Annotated in this window: 1 protein-coding gene; it reads left to right on the top strand. The window is 63.3% G+C overall.

Annotated features, from left to right (window positions below; translation table 11 throughout):
• On the top strand, positions 1–278 hold a 278-nt coding region (locus U869_RS0128530), incomplete at both ends, for a transposase (protein WP_029988752.1).

Below are 278 nucleotides of genomic sequence, written 5' to 3'. Positions count from 1 at the left end.
GTGCCGTCATCCGTCTGCTGCGCGCCAGCTACGATCGCGTCAATCCCGCCGCCCTGCGAGGTCTCGGCCATATCCGCGATGAGAAACAGTGGCAGCGCTATCTTCAGGCGCAATATCAGCGCCACTGGAAGGTTCACTTCGCCAAAAAGACCCGCGGCGCCTGGCGCAGCGTGAAATACCTGGGCCGCTATCTGAAACGCCCGCCGGTGGCGGCGTCGCAGCTCCGTCATTACCGTGGCGGCTCGGTCGTTCACCAGTACTACGACCACAACACGCAG

It is taken from the genome of Serratia sp. H1w (assembly GCF_000633355.1).
Lineage (GTDB): Bacteria > Pseudomonadota > Gammaproteobacteria > Enterobacterales > Enterobacteriaceae > Chania.
This window is presented reverse-complemented; position numbering and strand designations above follow the sequence as displayed.